Source organism: Pseudocnuella soli, assembly GCF_004347775.1.
GTDB classification, from domain to species: domain Bacteria; phylum Bacteroidota; class Bacteroidia; order Chitinophagales; family Chitinophagaceae; genus Flavisolibacter; species Flavisolibacter aquaticus.
The window spans coordinates 961,208-987,892 of sequence record NZ_CP037755.1 but is presented as its reverse complement, the minus strand read 5'-3'; the positions used below and the strand labels follow the sequence as shown (position 1 = coordinate 987,892).

Annotated in this window: 22 protein-coding genes; 15 read left to right on the top strand and 7 right to left on the bottom strand. The window is 50.5% G+C overall.

What is annotated here, in order from left to right; genetic code table 11:
• Positions 1-31: 31 nt before the first annotated feature.
• Complete coding sequence (locus tag EPD17_RS04165) at positions 32-2,176, bottom strand: OPT family oligopeptide transporter (protein ID WP_240040735.1); 2,145 nt, start codon at positions 2,174-2,176, stop codon at positions 32-34.
• A 68-nt stretch (positions 2,177-2,244) separates the two neighbouring features.
• Here EPD17_RS04165 and EPD17_RS04160 point away from each other — a divergent pair, with 68 nt between their 5' ends.
• Complete coding sequence (locus EPD17_RS04160; protein ID WP_132052025.1) at positions 2,245-2,784, top strand: hypothetical protein; 540 nt, start codon at positions 2,245-2,247, stop codon at positions 2,782-2,784.
• A gap of 48 nt (positions 2,785-2,832) precedes the next feature.
• On the opposite strand, the gene EPD17_RS19855 is transcribed toward EPD17_RS04160, so the two are convergent.
• Both EPD17_RS19855 and EPD17_RS04155 read right to left on the bottom strand, forming a co-directional pair.
• Entirely contained in the window at positions 2,833-2,988 is a 156-nt protein-coding gene (locus EPD17_RS19855) for a hypothetical protein (protein WP_165929518.1), read from the bottom strand.
• Positions 2,989-3,068: 80 nt separating this feature from the next.
• The gene (locus EPD17_RS04155; protein ID WP_204743292.1) at positions 3,069-4,637 is read right to left on the bottom strand and encodes a peptide MFS transporter; all 1,569 of its coding nucleotides are present in this window, start codon (positions 4,635-4,637) and stop codon (positions 3,069-3,071) included.
• Positions 4,638-4,855: 218 nt separating this feature from the next.
• Between EPD17_RS04155 and purD the strand changes: the two genes are divergently transcribed.
• Positions 4,856-6,133: a phosphoribosylamine--glycine ligase gene (gene purD / locus EPD17_RS04150; protein ID WP_132052023.1), complete on the top strand. Its 1,278-nt coding sequence runs from the start codon at positions 4,856-4,858 to the stop codon at positions 6,131-6,133.
• Between the two features lie 123 nt (positions 6,134-6,256).
• The gene (locus EPD17_RS04145; protein ID WP_132052021.1) at positions 6,257-7,261 is read left to right on the top strand and encodes a tryptophan 2,3-dioxygenase; all 1,005 of its coding nucleotides are present in this window, start codon (positions 6,257-6,259) and stop codon (positions 7,259-7,261) included.
• A gap of 267 nt (positions 7,262-7,528) precedes the next feature.
• On the opposite strand, the gene EPD17_RS04140 is transcribed toward EPD17_RS04145, so the two are convergent.
• Entirely contained in the window at positions 7,529-8,311 is a 783-nt protein-coding gene (locus EPD17_RS04140) for a hypothetical protein (protein ID WP_132052019.1), read from the bottom strand.
• 623 nt (positions 8,312-8,934) lie between these two features.
• Positions 8,935-9,648, bottom strand: a complete 714-nt coding sequence (locus EPD17_RS04135) for a hypothetical protein (protein ID WP_114236993.1) — start codon at positions 9,646-9,648, stop codon at positions 8,935-8,937.
• Between the two features lie 220 nt (positions 9,649-9,868).
• On the opposite strand from EPD17_RS04135, the gene EPD17_RS04130 reads away from it, so the two are divergent.
• The 10 genes from EPD17_RS04130 to EPD17_RS04085 all read left to right on the top strand — a co-directional run bounded on the left by EPD17_RS04130 (position 9,869) and on the right by EPD17_RS04085 (position 19,935).
• On the top strand, positions 9,869-10,582 hold the full coding sequence (locus EPD17_RS04130; RefSeq protein ID WP_132052017.1) for a hypothetical protein: 714 nt from the start codon (positions 9,869-9,871) through the stop codon (positions 10,580-10,582).
• A gap of 1 nt (position 10,583) precedes the next feature.
• Complete coding sequence (locus tag EPD17_RS04125) at positions 10,584-11,480, top strand: hypothetical protein (protein WP_132052015.1); 897 nt, start codon at positions 10,584-10,586, stop codon at positions 11,478-11,480.
• Positions 11,481-11,542: 62 nt separating this feature from the next.
• Positions 11,543-11,854, top strand: a complete 312-nt coding sequence (locus EPD17_RS04120) for a nuclear transport factor 2 family protein (RefSeq protein WP_240040734.1) — start codon at positions 11,543-11,545, stop codon at positions 11,852-11,854.
• Positions 11,855-11,925: 71 nt separating this feature from the next.
• Positions 11,926-12,666, top strand: coding sequence for a carbon-nitrogen hydrolase family protein (locus EPD17_RS04115; protein ID WP_132052011.1), 741 nt, complete (start codon positions 11,926-11,928; stop codon positions 12,664-12,666).
• A 142-nt stretch (positions 12,667-12,808) separates the two neighbouring features.
• Positions 12,809-13,438, top strand: a complete 630-nt coding sequence (locus EPD17_RS04110; RefSeq protein ID WP_165929517.1) for a porin family protein — start codon at positions 12,809-12,811, stop codon at positions 13,436-13,438.
• A 156-nt stretch (positions 13,439-13,594) separates the two neighbouring features.
• Positions 13,595-13,999, top strand: coding sequence for a hypothetical protein (locus EPD17_RS04105; RefSeq protein WP_132052007.1), 405 nt, complete (start codon positions 13,595-13,597; stop codon positions 13,997-13,999).
• A 68-nt stretch (positions 14,000-14,067) separates the two neighbouring features.
• Positions 14,068-14,493: a VOC family protein gene (locus EPD17_RS04100; RefSeq protein ID WP_132052005.1), complete on the top strand. Its 426-nt coding sequence runs from the start codon at positions 14,068-14,070 to the stop codon at positions 14,491-14,493.
• A 102-nt stretch (positions 14,494-14,595) separates the two neighbouring features.
• The gene (locus EPD17_RS04095) at positions 14,596-15,966 is read left to right on the top strand and encodes a peptidylprolyl isomerase (RefSeq protein ID WP_132052003.1); all 1,371 of its coding nucleotides are present in this window, start codon (positions 14,596-14,598) and stop codon (positions 15,964-15,966) included.
• Between the two features lie 139 nt (positions 15,967-16,105).
• Positions 16,106-17,938, top strand: a complete 1,833-nt coding sequence (locus EPD17_RS04090; RefSeq protein WP_132052001.1) for a PAS domain-containing sensor histidine kinase — start codon at positions 16,106-16,108, stop codon at positions 17,936-17,938.
• Positions 17,939-18,087: 149 nt separating this feature from the next.
• A complete protein-coding gene (locus EPD17_RS04085; protein ID WP_114236984.1) occupies positions 18,088-19,935 on the top strand; it encodes an amidophosphoribosyltransferase in 1,848 nt (615 codons plus the stop codon).
• 174 nt (positions 19,936-20,109) lie between these two features.
• Here the strand turns inward: EPD17_RS04085 and EPD17_RS04080 are convergent, their stop codons facing one another.
• Positions 20,110-20,613, bottom strand: a complete 504-nt coding sequence (locus EPD17_RS04080) for a GNAT family N-acetyltransferase (RefSeq protein WP_132051999.1) — start codon at positions 20,611-20,613, stop codon at positions 20,110-20,112.
• Between the two features lie 78 nt (positions 20,614-20,691).
• Positions 20,692-23,940 (bottom strand): PAS domain-containing sensor histidine kinase, encoded by a 3,249-nt coding sequence (locus tag EPD17_RS04075; protein WP_132051997.1) that lies wholly within the window; start codon positions 23,938-23,940, stop codon positions 20,692-20,694.
• Between the two features lie 137 nt (positions 23,941-24,077).
• Here EPD17_RS04075 and EPD17_RS04070 point away from each other — a divergent pair, with 137 nt between their 5' ends.
• Together EPD17_RS04070 and EPD17_RS04065 are read left to right on the top strand one after the other, a co-directional pair.
• The gene (locus EPD17_RS04070; protein WP_132051995.1) at positions 24,078-24,575 is read left to right on the top strand and encodes a SixA phosphatase family protein; all 498 of its coding nucleotides are present in this window, start codon (positions 24,078-24,080) and stop codon (positions 24,573-24,575) included.
• 57 nt (positions 24,576-24,632) lie between these two features.
• Positions 24,633-26,684, top strand: a complete 2,052-nt coding sequence (locus tag EPD17_RS04065; RefSeq protein ID WP_132051993.1) for a ComEC/Rec2 family competence protein — start codon at positions 24,633-24,635, stop codon at positions 26,682-26,684.
• Position 26,685 lies beyond the last annotated feature (1 nt).

Below are 26,685 nucleotides of genomic sequence, written 5' to 3'. Positions count from 1 at the left end.
TAGATAGCGAGTTTGCCTTTTTACCGCTGCATCAGTCCGTTCGTTTTGCCGTACGGTACAGCAGCACACACATGACCAGGAAAAAAGCAACGCCTAAAATATAGTATCCGCCCTGCCCCAGGCTATGGATCAATCCTTCTTCCATGCTAATGGCCTGCAAGCCCCGCTCCGAAGAGGGAAAAGCCTGCAGGAAAGCCACCACCACACCAAACAAGGCACCGCCTGCCACCAGCCCGGTGGCAAACAGGTTGCCGCGGCCCAGGTCTTCTTCTTCGGGGTTTGCCACTTTATTTTTACGCTCCACAATGCCTTTGATGAGGCCGCCAGCAAAGATGGGCAGCGTGGTAGCCAGCGGCAGGTAAGCGCCTACGGCAAACGAAAGCGACTTGATGCCGCACAACTCCATCACAATAGCCAGGAACACGCCCACAAAGACAAACTGCCAGTCGAGGTTGAACGAAAGCACACCACGGATTAACGTGGCCATCAATGTAGCCTGCGGTGCGGGATATTTATCCGAACCAATAGCGTGTGTAATGCCCTGCGCCAGCATTTCCTGCGTGGGATTATCGAGCACTTTTACGGTAACGCCAATGGCAATAGAAGAAACAATAGCACCAATGAACAAGGCAAGCTGTTGGTAACGTGGGGTTGCACCAACAATATAACCAGTCTTTAAATCCTGCGAAGTAGCACCAGCGTTGGCTGCAGCAATACAAATAATGCCGCCCACTACCAGCACCATTGGCTCGTACACTTTGCCGCTCCACCCAATGGAAATAAACAACAGCGCCGTTGCTAAAATGGTAGCGATGGTCATACCCGAAACCGGGCTGTTGGATGAACCAATAAGACCCACAATACGTGAAGCCACCGTTACAAAAAACGCCCCGAAAATGACCACTAAAATGCCGATGAGCAGTTTGTTCCAAACCGTATTTCCCGGTATCATGGGCAGCACCGCAATGAGCACAATAAGTGCAATTGACCCAAACAACACCACGCGGATATCGAGGTCGCGGTCGGTGCGGGCCACCGCCTCAGATGTGTCGGTTTTTTTAACGCCACCTAGGCTGCTTTTGAAAGAAGAAATAATAGTGGGAATGGTTTTAAGCAACGTAATAAAACCACCTGCTGCCACTGCACCCGCACCAATCTGCCGGATATAAGCACGGTACAGCGCCGAGCCGGTATCGGCAAACACCCGCGTGGTGGGATCCCACCCGCCGGGGCCGCCGGCAGTGGCTACATCTTTCAGGTAACCCAGTTTTACCAACTGCGCTGCAATCAAAGACGGATCAATGATGGAAGCCAAAAGTGGATTCAACACCAGCCAGCTCAACACGCCACCAGCCACCAATATGCCGCTGATCTTCGGCCCGATGATATAACCCACACCCAGGTACTCCGGTGTTATTTCGGCCGACACATTTGCCGATGGAAAATAGCGGTTGCGGAAATCGGTCATATACACTGGTGCTTCGGCCACCACCCGCAGGATGCGTTGCAGGAATGCATAAGCCACCGCAACGCCCAGCCCGTAAAAAGCAGTTTTAGCAAAATTGCCGCCCCTTTCACCAGCTTTTAATACAGCCGCACAGGCCGTTCCTTCGGGGTAAGGCAGCACGCCATGTTCCTGCACAATAAGGGTGCGCCGCAGCGGAATCATCATCAACGTGCCCAGCACACCTCCCACAATGGCCAACACAAAAATGGTTACATAATCAAAATAATTGGCACCCACGCTGCGGCCGTCCATGCCAATGGAAAGGAACAAAAACCCAGGCAGTGTGAAGGCCACACCGGCGGCGATGCTTTCGCCGGCCGAGCCCGTGGTTTGAATGATGTTGTTTTCTAAAATGGTGGTTTTAAACAGCCAGCGGCCCACCGTAATGGCAATCACCGCAATGGGTATGGAAGCCGAAACGGTAAGCCCGGCACGCAGGGCCAGGTACACGGTGGCAGCGCCAAAAAGCACCCCAAACAAGCAGCCGAGCAGGATGGCTTTGAGGGTAAATTCCTTCATCTTTTTTTCGGCCGGCACAAAGGGCTGAAAGGTATTGGGCGTCATGAGCAGCAGGTTGATTTTGGCTAAAGTAATCAATCCGCTGTAGTGTTGTTGCATGCACTGCATCCGGCCAAAAGGAGGCTTCCGGTCCATTTTTGCGCAATTCATCAAGGCTGCAATTGACACCGCATTACCCGCATCTTTTCTTTGCTGTACAAACCAAAACTTAACCAACAATGAAAAAGACCTTTTTATTTACACTGCTCCTGCTGACCTTGGCATTAGTATCCTGTGAAAAAGAAAGCGATGGCTCCATGCCCGACGACCTGCCCCGCACCAGCGTACCTGCCGAACTGCGCGGCACCTGGATGTTTGGCCAGTTTTCAATGACGGAATACTGGAGCCAAAACCCATCCTCTTATATGGGGAATGCATTTTCTATTGCCATGGCTTTTCGCTTTTTTGAAAACGGGACGTATGAACAATATTTTACGGCCTCTGTTGCCGGTGGTGGCGGCAACACATTTCAGCAATCGGTAACGAAGGGAACCGTGGAAGTAAATAGAGCAACCGGCACTATTAAAACGCATCCTTACCAGTCGCACTATAAAAGAACCCGCGGCACAACGGTTTTGGAGGAACGGGACATGATGCCTTCGGAGTTGAAAGGGGGCACTTATACATACATCAGGGGCAGGGAACCGAATGGCACGGAGGCCGTTTACCTGACATTGCAGGGCACCAGTGAGCCGCTTACTTTTTTGAGTAAGCCTTGAGGCATATTTTAAATGCTTTAAAACTTACGTTGTTCGAAGTATCTGCATTTACTTTTTTGCTCCTGCAAAAAAGTAACAAAAAAGCAGGCCCGAAATCAAATGACAACCTGATTTCGGGATAGCGCCTTGATTACGTTGTGGTGGTACTGTGGTGAAGTGCAGCAGATCATTGTTCGGCAAAACAACAATTCGAATTTTGCTCATACGGAATCGTTTATCCTCATAATTAAAAAACGGCGACTGCAATGCAGTCGCCGTTTTAAGTACTTATCAATAACAAATTCTTATTTACTCATTTGCTGCAGCTTTTTGGTGAGCAGCATCAGGATAACCGATGCAACACCAGCCATTACTACAAACAGCATAAAGAAATCGTACATGTTGTTCATTTCGTAGCCCAGCACCGAAGTGGTGCGGCCATCGGTGGGCGACAGTGCACTGAGCACACCAGCCAGTTTGTTGGCAAATGCATTGGCCAGGAACCACACAGCCATCAGCAGGGATGCAAACTTGAGCGGCGCCAGTTTGTTTACCAGCGAAAGACCAATGGGCGACAGGCAAAGTTCACCCCAGGTATGCAGCATATACATACCCACCAGCCAGATCATGCTCACCTTCATATCGGGGCTTACATCTTTTACGCCATAACCAATCCAGAGGTAACCTATTGCCAGTAGTGCAAGGCCAATGGCCATTTTGGTAGGCGCCGATGGTTCGCGGCGGCCCAACTTGATCCACAGCCATGCAAACACCGGTGCAAACAACACTACAAATGCGGAGTTAAGCGACTGGAACCAGGAAGCCGGCACGGTAAAGAACCCAAGATCACGGTTGGTTTGGCGGTCGGCAAACAGGTTGAGCGAAGCACCCGCCTGCTCAAATGCACTCCAGAAAAACACCACGAAGAACGAAACGATGAAGATGACCGCCACGCGGCTTTTTTCTCCGGCGTCCAGGCTTTTGTCGGTAAAAATCACAAAAGCAATAAACAGCACTGCCGCAATCATCAGGTACAGCAGGTAGCCAAATACATTGGCATCAACATACAACATACCAATGAACAGCCCGGCCATCAGCAGCAACCCGATCACAATGGCAATGGGGTTGTTCCAAACAGTTTTAGTTTGGGGCACTGCAATGTTTTTACCCGCAGCATCAATGGCGAGTGCCTGCCCGGGTACATCACCCAGAGGCGTACCGTCTGGAGCCACCATGTATTTATCCTGGTAAATTTTTTGAATGATAACCGAAATGAGCATACCGATGCCACCAGCGAGGAATGCCCATTTAAAATCGGCAGGGTTTCCGGTGTCGCCCACAAGGCCGCACACAAATGGCCCCAGCATGCCACCTACGTTGATGCCCATGTAAAAAATGGTGTACGCCGCATCAATGCGCCGGTCGCCCTTGGGGTATAGCTGGCCTACCAGCGAGGAAATATTGGGTTTAAAAAAACCGTTTCCGGTGATCATAAAACCCAACCCGGAAAAGAACAACAGCGTGGCCAGGCCACTTACCTCGCCGGTACCATCCACCAGCGAGCCGCAAAAGAATAAGATGAATTCGCCGATGGCCATGAGCAAACCGCCCACAATGATGGAGCGTTTGTTGCCCCAGTAGCGGTCGGCAATATAGCCGCCGATAAGCGGAGTTAGGTAAACCAAGCCCGTATATGATCCGTACAGGTTAGAGGCAAAACCGTCTTCATACAGGAGCGCCTTGGTCATAAACAAGATGAGGATGGCACGCATGCCATAGTAGTTGAAGCGCTCCCACATTTCGGTGGCAAAGAGTACGTACAGTCCCTTGGGATGGCCCTTGCCGCCCCCCATGTTCTCAGTAGTGGTATTCATAATTTAATAAGCAAGCCGTAAACTCGGCGGTAAATAAAGTTTCCAAAGTACAGAAAAATGAAGGTTCCGCGATCAGCACGGGCTTCTTTAATCAGATTGGGCGATATTCGCCAGCGGAAAAAATTGCACGGGTTTGCCGGTTCACGGGTTCACGAGTTAACTGTGGTCCCAACAACTTGTGAACCCGTGAACGCGTGAACTTTTACAACTATCACCACATGAACATCCTCCTCCTCGGCTCGGGTGGCCGCGAACATGCGCTGGCCTGGAAAATGGCACAAAGTCCCAACTGCAGCAGCCTGTTTATTGCCCCCGGCAACCCCGGCACCGCGCAGTGCGGCACCAACCTGCCTTTTGCAGCAACCGATTTTGCAGCCATTAAAAAATGCTGCACCGACAATGCCATCAACATGGTAGTGATCGGGCCCGAAGAGCCGTTGGTAAAAGGTATGGTAAATGAATTGAAAGCCGACGCATCCTTACAGCAACTGCTGATCATTGGCCCCGACCAATACGCCGCGCAGCTTGAAGGCAGCAAGGCATTTGCCAAAGCATTCATGCAGCGCCACGGCATACCTACCGCAGCTTATGGCGAGTTTACGGGCGATAATTTTGAAGCAGGTCTTGAATACATTAAAGCGCAAAAGCTACCCGTGGTGCTCAAGGCCGACGGACTGGCCGCAGGCAAGGGCGTGCTTATTTGCACCACGCATGAAGAAGCGCTTTCGGAGTTTACGCAAATGATTCAGCAGGCAAAATTTGGTGCTGCCAGTAGCAAGGTGGTGGTGGAAGAATTCCTGAGCGGCATCGAGTTGTCGGTGTTTGCGCTAACCGACGGCCGGCACTATGTGCTGCTACCCGAAGCAAAAGATTACAAGCGTATTGGGGAAGGCGACAGTGGCCTCAACACCGGTGGTATGGGCGCCGTAAGCCCCGTGCCTTTTGCCGATGATGCGTTTATGCAAAAGGTGATTACCAAAGTGGTGGAGCCTACCATTAATGGCTTGGCAAAAGAAGCGTTCGATTATAAAGGCTTTGTATTTTTTGGCCTGATAAAAGTGGGCGACGAGCCAATGGTGATTGAATACAACTGCCGCATGGGCGACCCCGAAACCGAAGTGGTGATGCCGCGGCTGCAAAACGATTTGGTCCATTTGCTTACTGCTGCTGCCCAGCAAAAATTGGAAGGCATTTCGATACAAAAAGACCCGCGTTTTGCCACCACTGTAATGGCTGTGAGCGGCGGCTATCCCGGTGATTATGCAAAAGGTTTTGCAATAGATGGTTTGCAAAATAGCGCGGAAGACACGTTGCTGTTTCATGCCGGCACGGCTGATAAAGATGGCAGCATTGTAACCAGCGGCGGCCGTGTATTGTGCGTTACATCGTTTGGCAATACCGTTGCCGAAGCCGTTGCCAAAAGCAAAGACCGGCTGGCAGGGGTTAGCTTCGAAGGCATGTATTTCCGCAAGGACATTGGCTACGAGTTTGAATAGCTTTTGAACCACTTTTTTGAACCACAAAGGCACGGAGGAAGTAAGGTTCACGAAGGGATTTCTTTGTGCAACTTTGTGCCCTTCGTGTCTTTGTGGTTCAAATCATTTCCAGAATATCTTCCTATGTACAACGACAAACCTGAGGGCAAGCCCGCCGTGCACTACCACGAGTACCTGCAGCTCGATGCCATCCTCAATGCACAGCACCTGGAAAGTGAAAAGCATGGCCGCCCAGCGCATGATGAAATGCTGTTTATTGTTATTCACCAGGCATATGAGCTTTGGTTCAAGCAACTGCATTTTGAGTTGGACTCGGTGCTGCACACAATGCGCAAGCCTGCACTAAACGACAACTCACCGGAACTGCAAACCGTAACGCACCGCCTGGCCCGCATGGGCACTATTCTGAAAGTGCTGATCCAGCAGATTGATGTACTGGAAACCATGACGCCTATGGATTTCCTGGATTTCCGCGACGACCTACGGCCGGCATCAGGTTTTCAAAGCTGGCAGTTTAAGCTGCTGGAAGCCAAGTTGGGGCTGAAGTTTGAACACCGACACGGACAAGAATACTATACTGCGCAACTGAAGCCTGAACATGTGCAACTGATTAAAGAAGGCGAACGAGAACAATCGCTGCTGCAATTGGTAAATGGGTGGCTGGAGCGTATGCCCGTGTGGTATGCAGGCTTTTGGGAAGAATACAGGCAGGCTTATTCGGGCAGTCTTTCGGAACTGGAAAAAGATAACCTAAAATACTTTGAAGTCCATTTTTTTGAAGGGGGAAATGAAGGCTCACTATCTGCAGCTGCCAACCGTGCGGCACTGTTCATCATGCTGTATCGTGGTTATCCGCTGCTGCACCTACCCTTTCAATTGATCAATTTATTACTGGAGCTGGACGAAGGCCTGAGCATCTGGCGCCACCGCCACATGAACATGGTACACCGCATGATTGGCACCCGTGTAGGTACCGGCGGCAGCACCGGCCGCGACTACCTGAAAAGCGCCGCCGACAAGCATTACATCTTCAAAGAATTTGCACAACTCACATCGTTTTTAATGGAACGAAGCCGCCTGCCGCAATTGCCCAAAGAGGTGGAAGAGCGTTTGGGGTTTAGGGGATAAATGAATATTGCTGGTTCCTCTCCCTATTTCAGTTATTATGGAATGGCAAGCTGTATTATTTGAATTAGCCCCTGAAACAGAAATAAAGAAAAAGAACATACCTACAGTTATTCGATCAATTATTCGATTAAATGGGTAAGCAGCACATATCCCAAGCATGGATTTAAGTTTGAGTAACTAAAAAGCCATTAACCAACAGCAATAGTAGTTAATGCACCGCATGAAATTTGCCAGAACCTCTTACAATTTTCCAGCGTATCTAACCTGTTAGTACCTAACGATCTTTATTGCACTTGCCGCAGAAGCTCCATTGGCTCCAGGCAGTACGGTTAAAATCCCATTCTTCCAGTAAACAGGCACTCCGGCAGAACCGACAACATGAACATCTGCACCATCTATCGCAATCGCATTTGCATGCGCAGAGCCTAATGGACTACCACCGGGCAAGATTGTTTTTACGCCGTTTTTCCAATACACGGGGTCACTCGAATCGTTGCCTGCAACATATACATCATTGCCTGAAACAGCAATGCCATATGCTCCAGAGTTTTGTGTTGACAATACTATTTTCACCCCGTTTTTCCAATATACCGCGTTTCCATCTTCTACTCCTGAAATGTAAACATCTTTGTTGGAAAGTACGATTGCCGTTGCTGTGCCATAAGCGTTATTAGCAGAAAGCATGGTCCCTATCCCATTTTTCCAGTATATTGCTTTTTGAGCAGTGTCTCCAACAACATACACATCGTTTCCCGTCACCGCCATGTCATATCCGTATACCCCTATGTAATTTCCACGGGTTGGGTCTTTACCCACAAGCGAGCCAAGTGCGGTAGTTAAACCATTTTTCCAATACACAACTCTACTACTATTGTAGTCCTCGCCTGATATGTAAACATCACTTCCATTTAATGCAACTCCACGGGCTTTGGCTGGAAGAGCATTTTGGTTCAACTTCGTTACAATGCCATTCTTCCAAATTATTGCGTCGGACAAGATATGCCCAACAACATAAACATCCGATCCGGATACAGCAATGTCATATGCCAAAGAGCGATCTGTATTAGGGGCAACAAGCACGGTCTGGACGCCGTTCTTCCAGTAACAGGCAGCATTACCCCGAGCACCCGCTATATAGACATCTATAGTAGAAGATGAAGGCCCCTGGGGCGATGAAGAAGAATCCTTACCCTTCGAACAGGAAAATAGAAGTGCAGAAGAGATAACAATGGAAGCAAACAGTAATGACCTTAACACAGTTAGATGGTTTAAAAAAGATTCAATTAGTTAATAAAAATATGCGGTTTGCATGAGATTAATATATTAAAATAAAATGCATACCAGTCAAACCAATTTGGATGAAAAAGCGATACACTAGGTAAAGTTGCACCCCATGTCACATAAAATTTCGTTCATATTCATATCCTCAACTGCCGTAAAGTAAACCATAAGGGATTCTTGGTTTAGTAAGCATTTATTGTGCATCTAACCAATATTGCGATAGCCCAAAAACACAACAGCAGAAAGTATGTATATAAGATTACAGCTTGAGGGTAAAATTTCTGTCTGGAATCACTATTATACTTGCATAGCTAATGCAACAGAGCATAATGAATTGAAGATTTCGTCAACACGCTCTCTGGCGATATCTATACCTGCAAATATTAAATAAATCACAAACCCTCCAAATAGCGCAACAACGCTATCAAATCTGCTTCCTTTTTAAAATCCAATTCATTACTGCTTAAATAGGCATCAAGTTCCTTTTTCTTCTTGGAAAACACCTTGTACAAATTCTTCTTATTGGCGGGCACAAAGTAGTTGAACCGATCACCAAAGAAATAATCGGTCCGCTTATAAAACGTCACATTTTCCCGCACCAGCAGGTTGGTTTCCATCACGCCCTGGTTGTTGATAAAATTGCTGTACGAATCAATTGCGGATGTAGGATTGGGTTGATTATAACCGCCAATTTTTTCCCGCTTTTGCAACGCATACCGTTCGCGTTTCAACAGCTTATGCTCCTGCGCATCAAACACTTCTTCGAGGTAACCTTCTTTAAAAAAATTGTTGAAATAAAACAGCTTGTTGCCAACAGCCACATGGCCAATGTTCAGCATCTGCTGCTTGGCAATTGCCAACGTATCGCCTTGTGGCGAAATGAATTCGATCTCCTCGTTAAACAGGTTATAATTCATGATGCCCGATGATGTGCTCTTGTCTTTAAACACAATTTTACCGGGACTGAATTTTGGAAAACGGTACATCCGGGCAGGCGTGGCCACTTCGGCAATAGAGCGGCCAGCTTCCACAAAAATCGTTGCGCTGTCCTGGGCAACAACGCTGGACAACGTCAGAACCGCTAACAATAGCGTGATGATTTTCATACCAACCTAAGTTATCAATATTTACGCAAAATCAATAGTATTAGGCCGCACCGCCTGCAACAATTTCGAGTTAAAGCGCCAGGCGACAATGGAGAGTCTAGTTGATCAGCAATAAAAATTTACCTGGGGTTAATCCTTGCTGTAAAAGATCACAGCCGTTCACAAAAGCGTACAATTTACCAGGTTGATCACTTAAATAAAATGTGCACTTTTGCTGGGCATGAGTGTATTCAGCTACCACATTGTGACCACATCACATTTTATAGCGCTAAAGGCACTGCTATTTCCTCCCAAACCAAAAAACTATCCGGGCTTAATTCATGCAGAATGTATGACGGCAATGACACTCGGCTCAGGATTTTTTTCGCCGTCACGCATGCTTTTGAGGCAGCTTGTTGTTTTTGCACAATGGGAAAGCGAAGAAGCCATCGACCAGTTTCTATCAGGCAGTTCGTTAGGTGCGGTGTTGCAGAAGGGATGGCACTGCCGCCTTTTATTTATGCGGCAGTGGGGTACGCTGAGTGCATTTAAAGTGCCAAACGAATCACATGAATTGGAAGAGAACCACGCACCGGTTGTGGCGGTAACACTAGCCCGCATGAAACTACCTGAAGTGCCGAGATTTATTCGCTGGGGACGGCCTGTTGAAAAATTGGTTCGCGACCATCCCGGCACCACTTTATCATTTGCTTCCATCAGGCTTCCGAGAACGGTTTCCACTTTTTCAGTATGGAAATCGCAAAAAGAAATGACAGATATGGTTCGTGGACATAGCCAGGTGCCTCATCCAAAAAGGCATGTGGATGCAATGGGAGAGCGGAACAGAAAAGACTTTCATTTTGAATTTACAACCTTACGCTTTAAGCCTATTTTAGAAGCCGGCGAATGGAACGGACGTTCGAATCATATACCAAAACTTAATAGCGGAAAATAGCATGAGTTTTCCACGTCCGATGCAAAAGGTACAGGATTGGTTAACCCAACAATGGGTAATTGTTCGCGGTCGAAAGATTGATCCAAATGAATGTTCCTGGCTGATGGGACCATTTGGAAGTTCAGAAATTGTTGGTGAAAGTTTTATCAATGAATTGGCAGCAAATGAAAAGCTAACAATCAACAGGGAAACAACATTAGGAGGTTTGATCCCGGATATAGCCAGCCTGAATTTGCCGGAAGCGCATCGGCTAAAGGTATTGCCGGAAGTAGTTGATTTTTACGAAAACACAGCTCGGTACAACTTGCAATTTTCTGTACGGTGGAACCTTTTATTTAAAGGCTTTGGCATTCTAATCAGTAAACTATTCAGCAACCGGTTGCGGCAGTTGAATATACCTATTGCAAACACAACAACCTATAGTGAGTTGGATAGTAAGATCATCGCACTTGCAGAACCAGACAGCGGAAAAACAAAGTACACATTCTGGCTCCGTTCGATTAAATCAAGTGGCGATCCTATTTATTCCGGTGTTTATGGTGTGGGCACATTGTCGTCCGGAATCGCTTGTATCAAAGCAGTGTTCCCGCTGCCAAACGGAAATGCCACCGTACTGATGACGCCAGCCGTTGGACCTAATGGTGAATTGATACTTGAATCTTCTGGGAAAGAATTTGGTGATGCCGGGTTTTACTTTTTATTGAAAGATTCCAAAGGAGTTCATTGGGCGCATTACGTCAAGTCATTTCGCGACCAGTTAACAATCAATGCAACAAATGGGAAACTCGCAGCGGAGCAGGTATTAACGCTATGGCAGAAAGAAGTACTTCGCTTCAATTACAATATTGAATCAAAAAATAAAACGGATTTACCACTCAAAAATTTTCCCACAGCATGACCGACCGCGAAAACATCATTCAAAACTACATCGACGGGTACAACAATTTTTCGGTTGACCAAATGGTTGCCTACTTTGCCGAAGGCATCCAATTTGAAAATGTCCAGGACGGGCAAATCACGCTGTCGCTAACTGGAATAGATGCATTTAAAGAGCAGGCTGAAAGGGCAAAAACCTTTTTTACAAACAGGCGTCAAACGGTCAAATCGTTTAACCATAAAGAAGCCGAAACCACAATAGCAGTTGATTATACCGCAGTGCTGGCAATGGATTTTCCAAACGGGCTTAAAAAGGGCCAGCAACTCAACCTCACAGGAACATCTGTTTTTGAATTTGCTGGTGATCGGATCGTTAAACTCACTGATATCAGCTAAGCCACCCACCATTCAAGTGCGGAACGTTGTTGTGATAAGCAGTAACTTTTACTTCGTCCAAAGCCACCATCATGAACATTGCAATAGCGCAAACCCGGTCCATTAAAGGCAACATTACAGCCAATGCAGCAAAGCATAAAGGGCTGATTGAATTGGCTGTTGCCAACAATGCGGCTGCTATCTTTTTCCCCGAACTTTCCCTGACCGGATACGAACCAACGCTGGCTGCGGCACTGGCTTCCAATACTGATGATCCGTTGTTCAATGCCTTTCAAGAAATAAGCAATACGCACCGAATTACTATTGGTTTGGGTATGCCTACTAAATCCGCCGACGGTATACACATCAGCATGATCGTGTTGCAACCCAATACACCCATTCAGGTTTATTCAAAACAACAACTGCACGAAGATGAAACCCCATATTTTGTTAGTGGGAGGGAGCAGCTCATGCTGCAGGTGCAACAGCAAAAAATAGCGCCGGCAATTTGCTACGAAAGCCTGCAGTGGAACCATTCTAAAAATGCGCATCGGCTGGGTGCAGCCATCTATATTGCTTCGGTGGCAAAAGCGCAAAGGGGCATTGATAAAGCAATGCTGCATTTTCCGGCGGTGGCCAGGCAGTTTTCCATGCCGGCGTTCGTGGCTAATGGTGTTGGTCCCTGCGATGATTTCATCAGCGCGGGACAAAGTGCTGTTTGGACGAAAAGCGGCACCCTTGCCGGCCAGCTCGATGACCAAAATGAAGGCGTCCTAATATTTGACACCGAAAAAGAAATTACAACGGGCATAGTGTACTCCGACACAAATTGATTGCGGGCCAGCGCTTGCAAATAAGTATAAGGTTGCATTATATTGTAACGATCAAACATTGTTTCCGCCGGTGGCAGCCCTATACTTTTTGCAACACCCGCTGGAATACGCATTCACAATACCAACTGACATGCTTTTCACTATGTACAAAAATGCCTCACTGCTTACCGCTCTATTACTGATTGTAAACTTTGTTTTTGGTCAAAGCTATTCTGGTCTGAAAGCAGGAATCAACTATGCCAATCAACTTGCTGTTACAAAGCCAGCCAACACCTTCGATAATAAACCAATTGTGGGCGTACAGGCAGGTGTGTTCTTCAAAAATGCACTCACACAGAAATGGACCCTGGCCGCCGAGGCAAACTTCTCCATTATAGGCGCCAGCTATCGTTTTCTCGAGTTGGTAAAACCCAATGACCAGTCCAGCAATTTGTTTAGGATCATTCGGCGCACCAAGCAGGTTGCTTATCTCGAGTTACCGCTGATGCTGCAATACAACTGCACCAACTTTTACTTTGGTGCAGGTCCGGCGGCTGCACTCAAACTATATAGTACGCCAGACGAACAGGAATATCCGCCTTCATACAAAACCATCGATGTATCGGCCAATGCCATTGCTGGTTATAAGCTTTCAAAAAAGATGGATGTTAATGTGCGTTACAGTTATGGACTTATCAATACTGTCAAGGACAGGTCTAGTTTTGGGATTTTACAGGAAGTGCGCATAAACAATAGGTTCGCAAACATCTCGCTATTGTACCGGTTGAAATAAATATGCGCAACAACAACACCTTTTATTTATGCAGCGCAATTAAATGGCTTGCAACACTGCAGCAAACAAAGCTGCACTAACCTTTACCCATCACCCAATATTTTTGGTGGCCTTTGCGTTGTAGCTAGCGGCGCCATTTGCTGCTAAAACCACTGTATGAGATTTGGTCTTTCATTGCAAACACGGGTCTTTGTGTTGCTGTTGCTTTTTGCAGTGGCGGTAGTGGGCTTTATGCTCAAACTACCTGCTACCTTCCGGCATATTGATAAAGAACTGCACACCGCATTTTACTTTGGCGCTGCCGCATTCCTCAACCTGGCCTTTGCCGGCAAAAACCTGCTCCGGCATGCGTTTATATTTGTTGCGCTATACCTGTTTGGCATGACCATCGAATGGGCACAGGCCTACTCCAACAGGTTTTTCCGTTCCCGCATCCATGGCCGTTTCGACCCCGAAGACCTGCAGGCAAATCTTTATGGACTCGTTGCTTTTTCGGCGCTGTGGCTGGTGGTGGTAACGGTAATGTTGCTATCGAAAAAACGTAGCCAGTCAGCCGCCTGAATTGCACCATTGTAAAAAAGTTATAGCCTAGTACCGTTGCATTTTATTTACCCAAATGCCCCACTGAAATGATCCTGGAACATGTAGCCATCTGGACCGACGACCTCGAAGCACTGAAAGCATTTTACGAACAATATTTCGGCGGCGTGGCCAATGCGCTGTATGTAAATGAGTCGAAAGGATTTCAAAGCTACTTTCTCAGTTTTAGCTCCGGAGCCCGGCTGGAGCTGATGCAGAAAGAGGGCATACCGGCCAACCTGAATGATACAGTAACGGCGCAGCACCGCGGCATCATCCACCTCGCATTTGGCGTGGATACAATGGCGGCTGTAGATGCCAAAGCCGCCGAACTGCGGCAGGCAGGTTTTGAAATACTCAGCGGCCCCCGGAAAACCGGTGATGGATACTACGAGTTTGAAACCCTCGACCCCGATCAAAACAGGATTGAAGTAACCACTCCATACCGCGCCACCGGGCCGCAAACGCCAGCCTAGAAAGGCCTTTGCAATGCTGCGGCTTCAATCTTTTGTTAATCCAAGCCCCTGCCCCGGCCGTTTACGCCGAAAAAGGTACTTTTACAGCCTTCGTTTTTTATTATGAAAAAATTAGTTGTAGCCTTCGCCACCACGCTTTTATTGGCCACAGGTGCATTTGCACAAGGCAAAAAAATGGTGGCCGATAAAATATTGGGCATTGTGGGCGACCGCATCATTTTGCAAAGTGACGTAACCAACGCCATTGCCGATGCTGCCCGCCAGGGCCAGCAGGTGCCGGAAGGCGCTGCCTGCCAGATCCTGGAACAGGCGCTGGTATCGAAAGTAATGATGCTGCAGGCCGAAAAAGATTCGCTGGAAGTAACCGAAGACGAGGTGGAAGCCGACCTCGACCTGAGGGTTCGGGAGTTTATCCGTGCATACGGCACCCAGCAGGCGCTGGAAGAAATTGCCGGCAAAACCATTTACCAGATCAAAGACGATGCGCGGGAAAGCGTGAAGGAACGCAAGCTGGCCGAAGCCATGCAGCGCAAGATCATGGAAGGGGTAAAAATTACGCCTACCGAGGTGCGGGCATTTTTCGACCGCATTCCAAAAGACAGCCTTCCTTTTTACGAGTCGGAATACGAAATTGGCCAGATTGTGCTGTACCCCAAGGCCAGCCGCGATATGGAGTTGTATGTAATTGACGAACTGAACAACTACAAACGCCAGATTGATAGCCGCCTCACCACCTTCGACCAGTTGGCCCGCCGTTTTTCGGAAGACCCGGGCTCCAAGGAGCGTGGCGGACAATACCAGATCAACCGCAACGAAAAAACCTGGGATCCCGCGTTTTTGGCCGGTGCATTCCGCCTGAAAGATGGCCAGATTTCGCCGGTGATCAAATCCAAATTTGGCTACCACATTATTCAAATGATCCAGCGCAACGGCGACGAAGCCATTGTGGCACACATCCTCCGCATTCCGCCGGTTACTGATGTGGAAACCGCAGCCTCAACTATTTTGCTCGATTCTGTAAAGGCACAACTGGAAGCCGGCACCATCACCTTCCCCATTGCCGCAGGCAAATACACCGAAGATGAGGCTGCCAAATACCAGGGCCCGTTCATAACCGGCGGCCGCACCGGTTCTTCGTTTGTTACCATCGACGAGCTCGATAAAGACATTGTGACCTTGCTGGATAAGATTAAAGTGGGCGAATACTCGGAGCCGCAAGTGTTTACCGATGAGCGGGGCAAAAAAGGCGTACGCATCATTTACCTGCGGGCCCGCACCGAGCCGCACCGCATGAACATCAAAGACGACTACGATAAAATTGCCGCCATGGCTTTGGAAGAGAAAAAATTTGGCGCTATGGACAAATGGCTGAATGCACGGATTCCCAATTACTATATTATGGTGGATGATGCCGATGCACAAAGCTGCCCGCAGTTGCAGAAATGGATCTCTAAATCGACGGCCAACAAATAAAACGTACGCTACACCTGTTTAAAAAATACCCTCCCCCAACCGGCAGGGTATTTTTTTATTGCCGGGCTTGTTTTGCAGTTTTCTTGCGGGATAGCTTTTACTTTTGGCGCCCCGTTGCCACACCGGCAGCTTTTTTTCCATGTTGACCATTAACAAGCCCGAACTGGGTGCCGAGCTTCCCCTTTTTCAGCAGTCGCCGCTGCCCGGCTGGATTGTTGGTGCCGATGGTGCCGAACTACTTGCGGCCAATGATGCCGCGGCCGCTTTTTTGCCCCACACCCTGCCCCGGTTTGATGAGCCGCCGGTGCTGGCCCATTTTTGTCACCCCAAAGACCAGCAACGGCTAACGGATGCATTGGCCCAGCCTATGGAAAACAACTCGCTGGGCGTTTTTTTAATGCGCCTGCAAAATGGCCAGCAGCAAAGTACTGTGCTGTATGCCAGTCCGTTTAAAGTGGCTGGCACCAATGGCTGGCAGGTAACGGCCGTGCCTGCGGCGGAGCGCATTACGCACTGTGCGGTGCCACAACCCGAAGAAGGCTGCTGCAACCAGAACTTTTTCCGCAGCCTTATTTTCGAAGCCTCTTACGGCTCGGTGCTGTGCGATGCGGAGGGCGTGGTGCAATTTGTAACACCTGCCGTGGAAACCATCCTGCATTTTAAGCCCCATACCATTATTGGCCACAACATTTTTGCATTTGTACACCCGCACGACCACGAAGTGGCGCATGGCGCCTTCGACCTGGAGCTGAAAGGCATGCCGGAACTGCGTTCTATTTTAATACGCCTGAAAAACGGCGCCGGCGGCTATACCTGGTGTACCGTGCGGGGCCACAACCTGTTGCAACACCCCGGCGTGCAGCGCTTTGTTATTTATTTCCACGACGATAGCCAGCGCAAGTTTGCCACCGATGCACTCAAAGCCAGCGAAGAGCGGTTTCGCACCCTCGTTCGCGATCTGCAGGTAGGCGTGCTGCTGCTCAATGCAACCGGCTCCATTATGGTAGCCAATGCCGCTATGGGCCGCATTTTGGGCCAGCCTTACGAAAGCCTGACCAACAAATGCGCCTGGGATGTGGTGCCCCGCGTAATTGACGAAGAAGGAAACGAGCTGCCCAAAGAGCGGCGGCCGGTGCACCAGAGCATGGTGCTGAAAGCACCCATCCACCACCAGGTAAATGGCTACTGGATCGAAGAGCAGGATGCCTACCGATGGCTGCACATCAATACCGACCCGGTGCTGGACGACGAAGGCAACCTGCAATGCCTGCTGTGCTCATTTACCGACATAACCGAACAAAAAAAGCTGAACCAAAAGCTGCTGGACGAAAAAATGGCGCAGCAACGCCGCGTGGCCCGGGCCACCCTGCATGGCCAGGAGCGGGAACGCCGCGAAATTGGCAAAGAGCTGCATGATAATATTGGCCAGCAACTTACCACCATCAAACTGTACCTCGAGATGGCCAGCACCGCACCGGATATGGCGGCGGCGCAAGACATGGTGGCGCATGCGCTGCATTATGTGTCGGGCTCCATCAATGAAGTGCGGCAGATTTCCCGCATGCTGGTGCCCCACTCGCTGCAGGACCTGGGCCTGACCGAATCGGTGGCCGAACTGTGCTCCACCATCCAGCGCACCGGCAACCTCAGTGTTTCGTTCAGGCACGAAGGATATGCGAAAAACGACCTGGACGAACAGAAAAAACTGGCGGTTTACCGCATTATTCAGGAGCAGCTTACCAATACCATCCGCCATGCCGCAGCCAACGCGGTACATGTTTCGCTAACCCGCCTGCAGGACGAGGTGCACTTGGAAATTGCGGACGACGGCGTAGGATTTAACCCCAAAACGGTGCGCCGCGGCCTGGGACTTTCCAATATCCGCAACCGTGCCGAGTTGTTTGGCGGCTCCATCCAACTGACATCGGCGCCGGGCCAAGGCTGCCGGCTTAAAGTGCGGGTACCGGTTTAGGGATTGACTATTTACGATTTAGGATTGACGATTTGAGCAGCCGGTGGTTGCATAGGGTGGGCATTGCTTATAGAAGCCTTAATCATCAATCGTAAATCCCAAATCGTAAATCCATTGCCTTACCTTAGCGCCTTCCATTTTTACCACTCATGAGCGATGCTATAAAACACGAATGCGGGCTGGCTTTTATGCGGCTGCGCAAACCTTTTTCCTATTACCTGCAACAATACAAATCGGTACTGTGGGGATTGAATAAGCTGTACCTGCTGATGGAAAAGCAGCACAACCGCGGCCAAGATGGCGCCGGTGTGGCTGCCGTAAAGCTGAACGTGGAACCTGGTTATCCTTTCCTGGCACGCCTGCGCAGCAACACCAACCAGCCCATTGCCGACCTGTTTCGCCAGATCGGCCAGGATTTTAACGAGCTGCAAAAGTTCAACGTAGACATTGCCAATTACCCCGGCCTCATGAAAGGGCACCTGCCTTTTTTGGGCGAGCTGCTGCTAGGCCACCTGCGCTACGGCACACAGGGAAAAAACGACGTCAATTTTTGCCACCCCTTTATCAAGCGCCACACCATTACCGCCCGCAACCTGGCGCTGGCCGGCAACTTCAACCTCATTAACACCGAGGAGTTGTTTGAAAAAATAGGCATGGAGCCCGGCAATTTTCAAAAACAAAGCGACCTGGCCGCCATGATGGAAGTGATTTATCACTACCTGGTGGAAGCCGACGAAGCCTCACCTGCGCAGCTCGATATTGTATCGATGCTGAAAAAAGCAGTGCCCTTGTTTGACGGCGGCTTTAATGTGGGCGGATTGACCGGCAACGGCATTGGCTTTGTGTTTAGGGATGCACACGGTATACGGCCTTCGTACTACTATATCGACGACGAAGTGGTGGTGGCCGCATCGGAGCGGGCAGCCATCCGCACCGCATTTAATGTGGGTGAAAATGAAGTAAAAGAACTGATGCCGGGCCACGCCCTGATTGTAGCCGAAGACGGCACCGTTAGCATCGAACAAATCATAGCACCAAAAGAGCGCCGGGCCTGCTCTTTTGAGCGGATCTATTTTTCACGCGGCTCCGATGAAAAGATCTATAAAGAGCGCCAGTCGCTGGGCTACCACCTGAGCAAACCCGTGCTGGAAGCCGTGAACTACGACCTGAAGCATACCATTTTCTCGTTTATACCCAACACGGCCGAAGTGGCTTTTTATGGCCTGGTAAAAGGCTGCGAAGCCTACCTCAACCAGATCAAAACCGAACGCATTCTATCCTGGAACGGCACCTACGATCCGGAGAAACTATCGGAGATGATCAACCGTAAAATCAGGATGGAAAAAATAGCCATCAAGGATGTGAAGATGCGCACCTTTATTACCGAAGATGTGAATCGCTCCGAAATGGTGCAGCACGTGTACGACATTACGTACGGCACGGTGCAAAAAGAGCTGGACACGCTGGTGGTGATCGACGACTCGATTGTACGCGGCACCACGCTGCGCGAAAGCATCATCCGCATGCTCAGCCGCCTGAAGCCTGCCCGCATCATCGTGGTTTCTTCTGCACCGCAAATTCGCTACCCCGATTGTTACGGCATTGACATGAGCAAAATGGGCGATTTTATTGCCTTTAATGCGGCCGTGGAATTGCTGAAAGAAAGCGGCCAGGAAAGCCTGCTGACCGACCTGTACAACCAATGCATGGAACTGCTGGATAAAGGACTGCTCCATACCGAGAACCTGGTGAAGCAGGTGTACAAGCCGTTTACCATCGAGGAGCTAAACCGCAAGATTGCCGAACTGATCACGCCTGCCGATATCAACATCCCGGTGGATGTTATTTACCAAAGCATCGAATCGCTGCACGAGGCTTGCCCCGGCAACCTGGGCGACTGGTATTTTACGGGCAACTACCCCACTCCCGGCGGCAACCGCGTGGTGAACAAAGCCTTCATCAACTTTATGGAAGGCCGCAACGAGCGGGGATATTAGGGGAGACGGAAGAAGAGACAGGAGAGACGGAAAAGTCAGTAAAGACGGGAAAGAAGTTTTGTTATTTTAATAAAGTCCTACAGGTATGAAAATCTCCTTTTCACCTGTAGGACTTTTTATTTCACCTAATCTTTCTTTACTGACTTTTCCGTCTTTCCTGTCTTTCCGGTCTTTTCAGACTGTTTTCCTTCCGTCTTCCGACTGCGGACTTCCGTCTTCCGACTCCGCTCCCCCCAGCCGCTTTACAAACAAATAACGTCCAGAGTCTTTAAAACCGCGGCCGCCGTAAAGTTTTAGCCCGGCATCGTTGTGGTGTTCCACTTCTAGGTGCAGGGTTTGTACGCCCAATGCAATGGCTTGCTTTTCTACAAAGGCCAGTATTGTTTTACCAATGCCTTTATGGCGGTGTGGAGGATGCAGGTACAATTCATCAATGAATGCATTACGGCCACCATATTCAAAGCTAAAGCTGAACGCCAGGAACACGTAGCCGATGACATTCGTGTTTTCAGCAATAAGCCATAGCCTGCCCACGCCCTCATTGGCTACCAGTGTTTGAAAAATGTGGCCGGCCCTTTCGCGGTTAAACGGGTAACCATCAATGGCATAAAAATCGGCCATCATCGCCAGAACCGTGGCTTCATCATGCGCTGCTGCCAGCCGGAAATCAATCATCATCTCTGCTAATTGCGTTCAATTTTTTCGTCAAAAAAGCGGCACAGACCCAAAGACAGTGTTTAACCGGTAGCAACATTTCTATTTACCCTCAACCACATCGGGCAGCACTACGGTAAATGTGGCCCCGCTGCCCACCACACCCTGTGCTGTGATGGTACCGCCATGCCGCTCCACAATTTTTTTACACAATGCTAGCCCCAGCCCCGTGCCTTCGTAAGCTTCCTTTGTATTGAGCCGCGAAAATGTTTTGAAAATCTGCTCGGCGTGCTGCTGCGCAAAACCAATACCGTTGTCGGTAACCTCCAGCAGCACCTGGCCGTTTTCCCTGCGGCCACTGATGCGGATTAGCGGCGGCACACCGGGCCGCGAAAACTTCAGTGCGTTGTTGAGCAGGTTATACAAAAGCTGGTAAATGAGCACTGCGTGGCCCTGCACCGCCGGCAGCGCCGCATAATCGATGCGGGCACCTTTTTCGCGGATCATCAGCTCCAGGTCGGCTTCAATGCTGCGCAGCACGGTGGCCAGGTCTACCGGCTCCGGTGCGGCGGCGTTGTTGCTCAGTGCGGAGTATTGCAGCACGCCTTCCACCATGGTGTACATGCGGCTGGCGGCGGCTTCTATTTTTTGCAAATACTGGATGCCTTTGTGGGGGAGCAGATGGCCGAATTCGGTGTGCAGGCAGCTGCCAAAAAACCGGATCTTCCGTACCGGCTCTTTCAGGTCGTGGCTGGCCACATGTGCAAATTGTTGCAGGTCGGCATTGCTGCGCTCCAGTTCCATATTGTTTTCCTGCAGTTGCTGCCGCAATAGCACGTCCTCGGTTACATCGCGCAGCGTGCCAATGATCACTTCTGCGCCATCGGTTTGCACCGTGCGGCCGGTGGCCTGCAGGTAGCGGATGGCCCCATCGGTTCGGATGATGCGGATGGGCCTGTTGGGCACCTTTTTTTCCTGCACTGTATGCACCGCTGTTTCAATCACGCCTTCCCGTTCGTTGGGGTGAATAAAACGGAGAAATTGTTCAAAGCCCGGTTCAAAGCTGCCCGGCTCGCAGCCCAGCAGGCGGTACAGGTTTTCGGAGTAATTAACGGCGTTGGTGCCCGGGTCCCAGAAAAACGATCCCTGCCTCGAGGCTTCTTCGGCATGGGTAAAAGTCTGGTTTTGCAGCAGCAGGTATCCATTGAGGCTTTTGAGTTGCTGCGTTACTTTGTGCAGTTCAGCGGTCCGCTCCGATACTTCCTGCTCCAGTTGCTGCGCAAACGTTTTTTGTGCATGAACGTCGGTCATGGCGCCAATCCAGCGGACCACGTTGCCGGCTTCGTCTTTTACCGGCTCGGCCACGGAGTAATGCCAGCGGTAGCCGTCGTCCTTGCCTTTCAGGCGCAGCTCGTAGCGGAACGGCGTGCCGGCTGCCATGCTGGCCCGCCACAGCGGCATCATTTGCCGTGCATCGTCGGGGTGGATCATGGCCCGCCACGCGGCCCTTATTTCGCCAAACCCCGAATAATGCGCCCAGGCATCGGAGGCGTATTCAAACTGCTCCTGCGCATTCATGATCCACACCATTTGCGGCAGCGTATCGGCTAGGATGCGGAAGCGGCTTTCGCTTTCCCGCACCTTTTCCTCGGCTTGTTTGCGCTGCGTAATGTCGATCAAAATCACCTGGATGCTGCTGTAGTCGTCGTCCGTAGGAAAATCAATCCGCATCAGCACATGCAGCACTTCGCCCCATTTGTTTTGTATCAGGGTTTCGGTTTCCAGCCGGCCGCCGCCGGTGGCCATTATTTTAAGTTCCTCCAGAAATGCGTTGAGGGTATTTTTCACAAAAAGCTTGGGCAGGCAGGCCAGCGTTTCCTGGCGGGTGCCGCCATACAGGGCTTGCGCCGCTTCGTTTACATCCCGCACCACCAAGCTGTTTACCAGCTGCAGCATTTCGGCCTCCCGCACCGAAAAATAAGCGCCAATGTCTGTAATGCCGTTTGCCAGCAAGGCATCGATTTTACTTTTTACCACCGAAAAATCCTCTTCCCAAATGGCGATGGGGTTGTTGTAAAAAATACGGCGGAAGCGGGCTTCGCTTTGCTGCAGCCGTTCTTCGGCCGCCTTTTGCTCCGTAATATCCAGGCAAATGCCGCTGATGGCGGTGGCCTCGCCGGCTTCGTTATAAGTATAGCTGCCCAGCGACCGCACCCAGCGTACGCTGCCGTCGTTTACCCGCCTGATGCGGTACGACACATCCACCGGCAGGTGCTGGCGTTCAGTTTGGTTGAAATGCGCTACCACATAGGGTTCGTCTTCGGGCAGGATGGCCACCTGCCAGTGTGCCGGCGTGATGCCTTCAAAATCTTCGGGGTAGCCCCAGAGTTGTTTGTGCAGTGCCGACCATTCCAGTTTTTGCGTAGCGGTGTCCACTTCCCAAGTGCCGGCCTGTGCCGCACGGGTGGAGAGTTGCAGGTGCCTGCTCAGGCGGTGCATCCGCTCCGAGGCTTCCTTTTCGCCGGTAATATCACGGGAAATAACTAGCAGCCGGCTGGGCGCTTCAGCCGTGCCTGGCACTGCCGATACCACCACATCCCACCATTTGGGCGTGCCTCTTACCGTGGGGCAAAAGGCCTGGAAATAGGCGGTTGTGCCGGCCAGTGCCTGCTCCAGTGCCCCTTTGATTTCTTCGCGGTTGGGCGCCTGCCACAGATCCCACCATAAGCTGCCCCGCACGGCATCGAAACCGGGCATTTCCATTAGTTGCTGCCCGTTTTTATTGATATAAACCAGCCGCCCTTCGCTGTCGAGCACCGAAATGCAATTGGGGCTGGCCTCCAGCACGGTGTACACCAGTTGCTCCTGCTGCTGCAGTTGCTGCGCGGCTTCTTTTTCCGCATGAATGTCGGTGGCTGTGCCCAGCCAAAATTTGGTATCGCTGTATTCGTCGGTGTGCAGCTGGGCTTCGGTGCGGTGCCAGCGATAGTTACCATCGGCCATTTGCAGCCGGTGTTCCTGCTTAAATGAAAGGCCTTTCGACAAAGCCCCATTCCATGTGGCTATAGTTGCTGCAGCATCCAGCGGGTGCAGCAGGTGCAGCCAATGCCAATGTTGTTCGGCTATGGCCAAAGACGCAAAGTTCTGGGCTTGCCCGTTGTGGTATTGAATGCTGCCGTCCGGCGCCGCTACCCAGGCCAGGTGCGGCAGGGCATTGAGCAGGGCAAATGATTTTGCATGCTGCCCGCCATTGCCATCGCCATGATTGTGCACTGGCACGGCCGCAGTGGCGCTGTTATCAGGCGGTTGCGGATCCAGCGATGAAGCAGCGTGGCCGGGCAGTTGGTTCATAAGATGGGTATTGGTGGTTTGGTTACTAAGGTCCTTGTTTTTGGTGGTAACAAAAAGCGGAATATTGAATATATACCGGCTGCTTCAGTGGGCATTAATAACATAAGATTTTGCGCCTTTGCGCCTATCTTTCGTGCATGAAGATATTGCTGCTGGTACGCCATGCAAAAAGCTCTTGGGCCAACGAAAACGAAGCCGACTTTGACCGGCCGCTGAACGACCGTGGTAAAAAAGATGCACCCCAGATGGCCCAGCGGGTGCAGGAAAAGGTACCACGCATCGACCTGGTTGTTTCCAGCCCGGCCAAGCGGGCACATAAAACCGCCAAAGCATTTGCAGCAGCATACAACATCAAAGACGACGATATCCAATTGGTGGAAACCCTGTACCTGGCACCGGCATCTTCCATATATCAAACCGTGGCTGGCCTGGCCGATGGCAATGATTGCGTGGCACTGTTTGGCCACAATCCGGGCATCACCGATTTTGCCAACATGCTCTCCAATGTGCGCATTGATGATATGCCCACCTGCAGCGTGTTTGCCGTTTCGGCCGATGTGGGCAACTGGCGTGAATTTGTAACGGCACCCAAAAAGTTCCTCTTCTTCGATTATCCCAAAAACCCGCTGAAATAAAACCGGTCAGCGGGCAGTGCCATTTTTATTTTCCCGCATCTTGTTTATCTTAATACGATGCCTGCAACCAAAACCTACTGGTGGACCCTTGCGCCTTTTCTGCGCCTGTTGCCCCTGCTCATGCTGGGCATCCTTTGCGGGTGGTACCTGCAGCTATCCATTACCGTTATTGCAGTTATTGGGGCCAGTGCTTTGTTGTGTACGTTTAGTTATCCCTTTCTATCAAAAGGATCGAAATACCGGCTGCGCTTTTTGGCCGGCGGCAGTTTGCTCCTGCTGATATGGGCGTTGGGTGCCTGGCTGGTGCAAAAAGAAAACATTCGAAATGACTCGCGGTGGTTTGGTAAATCATACAAAGAAGGCGATGGACTTATTGCTGCATTAGATGAAATGCCCGTTTCAAAACCACGTTCGGTAAAAGCCATTGCCCGCATTACACACCTTATTCAGGACGGCAGGATGGTTTCGGCCACGGGCCGCATCATCTTGTATTTCGACAAAGAAGGCAATACAGAAAACCTTGTTTACGGCAACCGCGTATTGCTGCAAAAACCATTACAGGCTATTCAAAACAGCGGCAACCCCGGCGCATTCGATTACCGCAGGTTTTGCCTTTTTCAGAGCATTACGCACCAGATATTTTTAAAAAGGAACGAATACCGCAGCTTGCCCGGCCACGATGGCAAGGGGCTGCAATGGGCATTAATCCGGAGCAGGGAAACAATCGTTGGCATTTTACAAAAACACATCCAGCGTCCCCGCGAACAGGGCCTCGCCGAAGCCCTGCTCATTGGCTATAAAGACGACCTGGACAAAGGGCTGGTGCAGGCTTACTCTAACACCGGCGTGGTGCATGTTATTGCCATTTCGGGGCTGCACCTGGGGCTTATTTACTGGCTGCTGGTGCGCATTGCGGGCCTGCTGCGCCGGCGTGGACGGGTTGTTCGTTTCCTGTTTATTGCAGGCGGGCTTTGGGCGTTTACGCTGCTGGCCGGCGCACAGCCTTCAGTGGTGCGGTCGGCAGTGATGTTTACCTGCATGACGCTGGGCCAACTGATTGGCCGGCAAACATCACCGCTCAACACGCTGGCTTTTTCCGCAGCCGGGTTGCTTTGCTACAACCCATTCTGGTTGTGGGATCTGGGCTTCCAGCTTTCGTACACCGCCGTGGGCGGCATTCTAATCTTTTACAAGCCTCTGTACCACCTGCTGTATTTTCCCAACAAAGCGGTGGATTGGGTGTGGCAACTGGTGGCCGTTACCCTCACCGCGCAAATTTTGACGCTGCCCATTTCCCTGTTTCATTTTCACCAGTTCCCGGTGCTGTTCCTTATCACCAACCTGCTGGCGGTACCGCTATCCAGCGGTGTGCTTCTGCTCGAAATGGCGTTGTGCGCATTTTATTGGTTCACACCACTGGCATCGGCAATTGGCTGGCTCACGGAGGGGCTCATACGCTTTTTGAACGACTACATTGTGCGGCTCAGTGCGCTGCCTTTTGCGCTTTGGGATGGCTTTTCTTTTTCGGTATTGCAGGTGCTGTTGCTGTACGCGGCCATCGGAAGTGCAGGGTATTGGTGGCTGGCAAAAGATAAAATCACATTGCGGTATGCACTGGCCTTCCTGGTGCTTTTTGCCGGCCTGCGCAGCTACAACCTGTGGGAAGCATCGCGGCTCAATAGGTTGATCGTATACCATGTGCCCCGCCACCGCGCAGCCGATTTTATCAGCGGGCGGCAGGTATTTTTCAACGGCGATACAGCCTTGTTGCAGGATGGCTTTGAGCGGGCTTTTCACCTGCGGCCCGCCCGCATCCTTTTTCGTGCCGGTGCCGTGCAGCCAGTGCAAGGGGCTGCGTTTCGTTTTGCAAAAAAGACCATTCATTTTTACGACAGTGCGGCACTTTTTCCCAACACTGCACCGGCAGTACTGGTGGTTTCGGGTAAAGCAAAACTTCCAAGACAAATAAATGGCCTGCACCCGGCGCAACTGGTGCTCGATGCCACGGTGCCGCCTTACCGGGTGCAGCAGTGGCGGCGCCTAGCCGACTCGCTGCGCTGGCCCCTGCACGATGTACGCACCAGCGGCGCTTTTGTGATGCAATGGTAGA

Bases quoted from the DNA above. Each gene is read 5' to 3' on its own strand.
- EPD17_RS04085 (WP_114236984.1), top strand. From the start codon at position 18,088: ATGAGCGATGCTATAAAACACGAATGCGGGCTGGCTTTTATGCGGCTG.
- EPD17_RS04075 (WP_132051997.1), bottom strand. From the start codon at position 23,940: ATGAACCAACTGCCCGGCCACGCTGCTTCATCGCTGGATCCGCAACCG.
- EPD17_RS04145 (WP_132052021.1), top strand. From the start codon at position 6,257: ATGTACAACGACAAACCTGAGGGCAAGCCCGCCGTGCACTACCACGAG.
- EPD17_RS04110 (WP_165929517.1), top strand. From the start codon at position 12,809: ATGTACAAAAATGCCTCACTGCTTACCGCTCTATTACTGATTGTAAAC.
- EPD17_RS04135 (WP_114236993.1), bottom strand. From the start codon at position 9,648: ATGAAAATCATCACGCTATTGTTAGCGGTTCTGACGTTGTCCAGCGTT.
- purD (WP_132052023.1), top strand. From the start codon at position 4,856: ATGAACATCCTCCTCCTCGGCTCGGGTGGCCGCGAACATGCGCTGGCC.
- EPD17_RS04090 (WP_132052001.1), top strand. From the start codon at position 16,106: ATGTTGACCATTAACAAGCCCGAACTGGGTGCCGAGCTTCCCCTTTTT.
- EPD17_RS04160 (WP_132052025.1), top strand. From the start codon at position 2,245: ATGAAAAAGACCTTTTTATTTACACTGCTCCTGCTGACCTTGGCATTA.
- EPD17_RS04130 (WP_132052017.1), top strand. From the start codon at position 9,869: ATGAGTGTATTCAGCTACCACATTGTGACCACATCACATTTTATAGCG.
- EPD17_RS04065 (WP_132051993.1), top strand. From the start codon at position 24,633: ATGCCTGCAACCAAAACCTACTGGTGGACCCTTGCGCCTTTTCTGCGC.
- EPD17_RS04115 (WP_132052011.1), top strand. From the start codon at position 11,926: ATGAACATTGCAATAGCGCAAACCCGGTCCATTAAAGGCAACATTACA.
- EPD17_RS04100 (WP_132052005.1), top strand. From the start codon at position 14,068: ATGATCCTGGAACATGTAGCCATCTGGACCGACGACCTCGAAGCACTG.
- EPD17_RS04080 (WP_132051999.1), bottom strand. From the start codon at position 20,613: ATGATGATTGATTTCCGGCTGGCAGCAGCGCATGATGAAGCCACGGTT.
- EPD17_RS04105 (WP_132052007.1), top strand. From the start codon at position 13,595: ATGAGATTTGGTCTTTCATTGCAAACACGGGTCTTTGTGTTGCTGTTG.
- EPD17_RS04125 (WP_132052015.1), top strand. From the start codon at position 10,584: ATGAGTTTTCCACGTCCGATGCAAAAGGTACAGGATTGGTTAACCCAA.
- EPD17_RS19855 (WP_165929518.1), bottom strand. From the start codon at position 2,988: ATGAGCAAAATTCGAATTGTTGTTTTGCCGAACAATGATCTGCTGCAC.
- EPD17_RS04165 (WP_240040735.1), bottom strand. From the start codon at position 2,176: ATGAATTGCGCAAAAATGGACCGGAAGCCTCCTTTTGGCCGGATGCAG.
- EPD17_RS04155 (WP_204743292.1), bottom strand. From the start codon at position 4,637: ATGAATACCACTACTGAGAACATGGGGGGCGGCAAGGGCCATCCCAAG.
- EPD17_RS04095 (WP_132052003.1), top strand. From the start codon at position 14,596: ATGAAAAAATTAGTTGTAGCCTTCGCCACCACGCTTTTATTGGCCACA.
- EPD17_RS04070 (WP_132051995.1), top strand. From the start codon at position 24,078: ATGAAGATATTGCTGCTGGTACGCCATGCAAAAAGCTCTTGGGCCAAC.
- EPD17_RS04120 (WP_240040734.1), top strand. From the start codon at position 11,543: ATGGTTGCCTACTTTGCCGAAGGCATCCAATTTGAAAATGTCCAGGAC.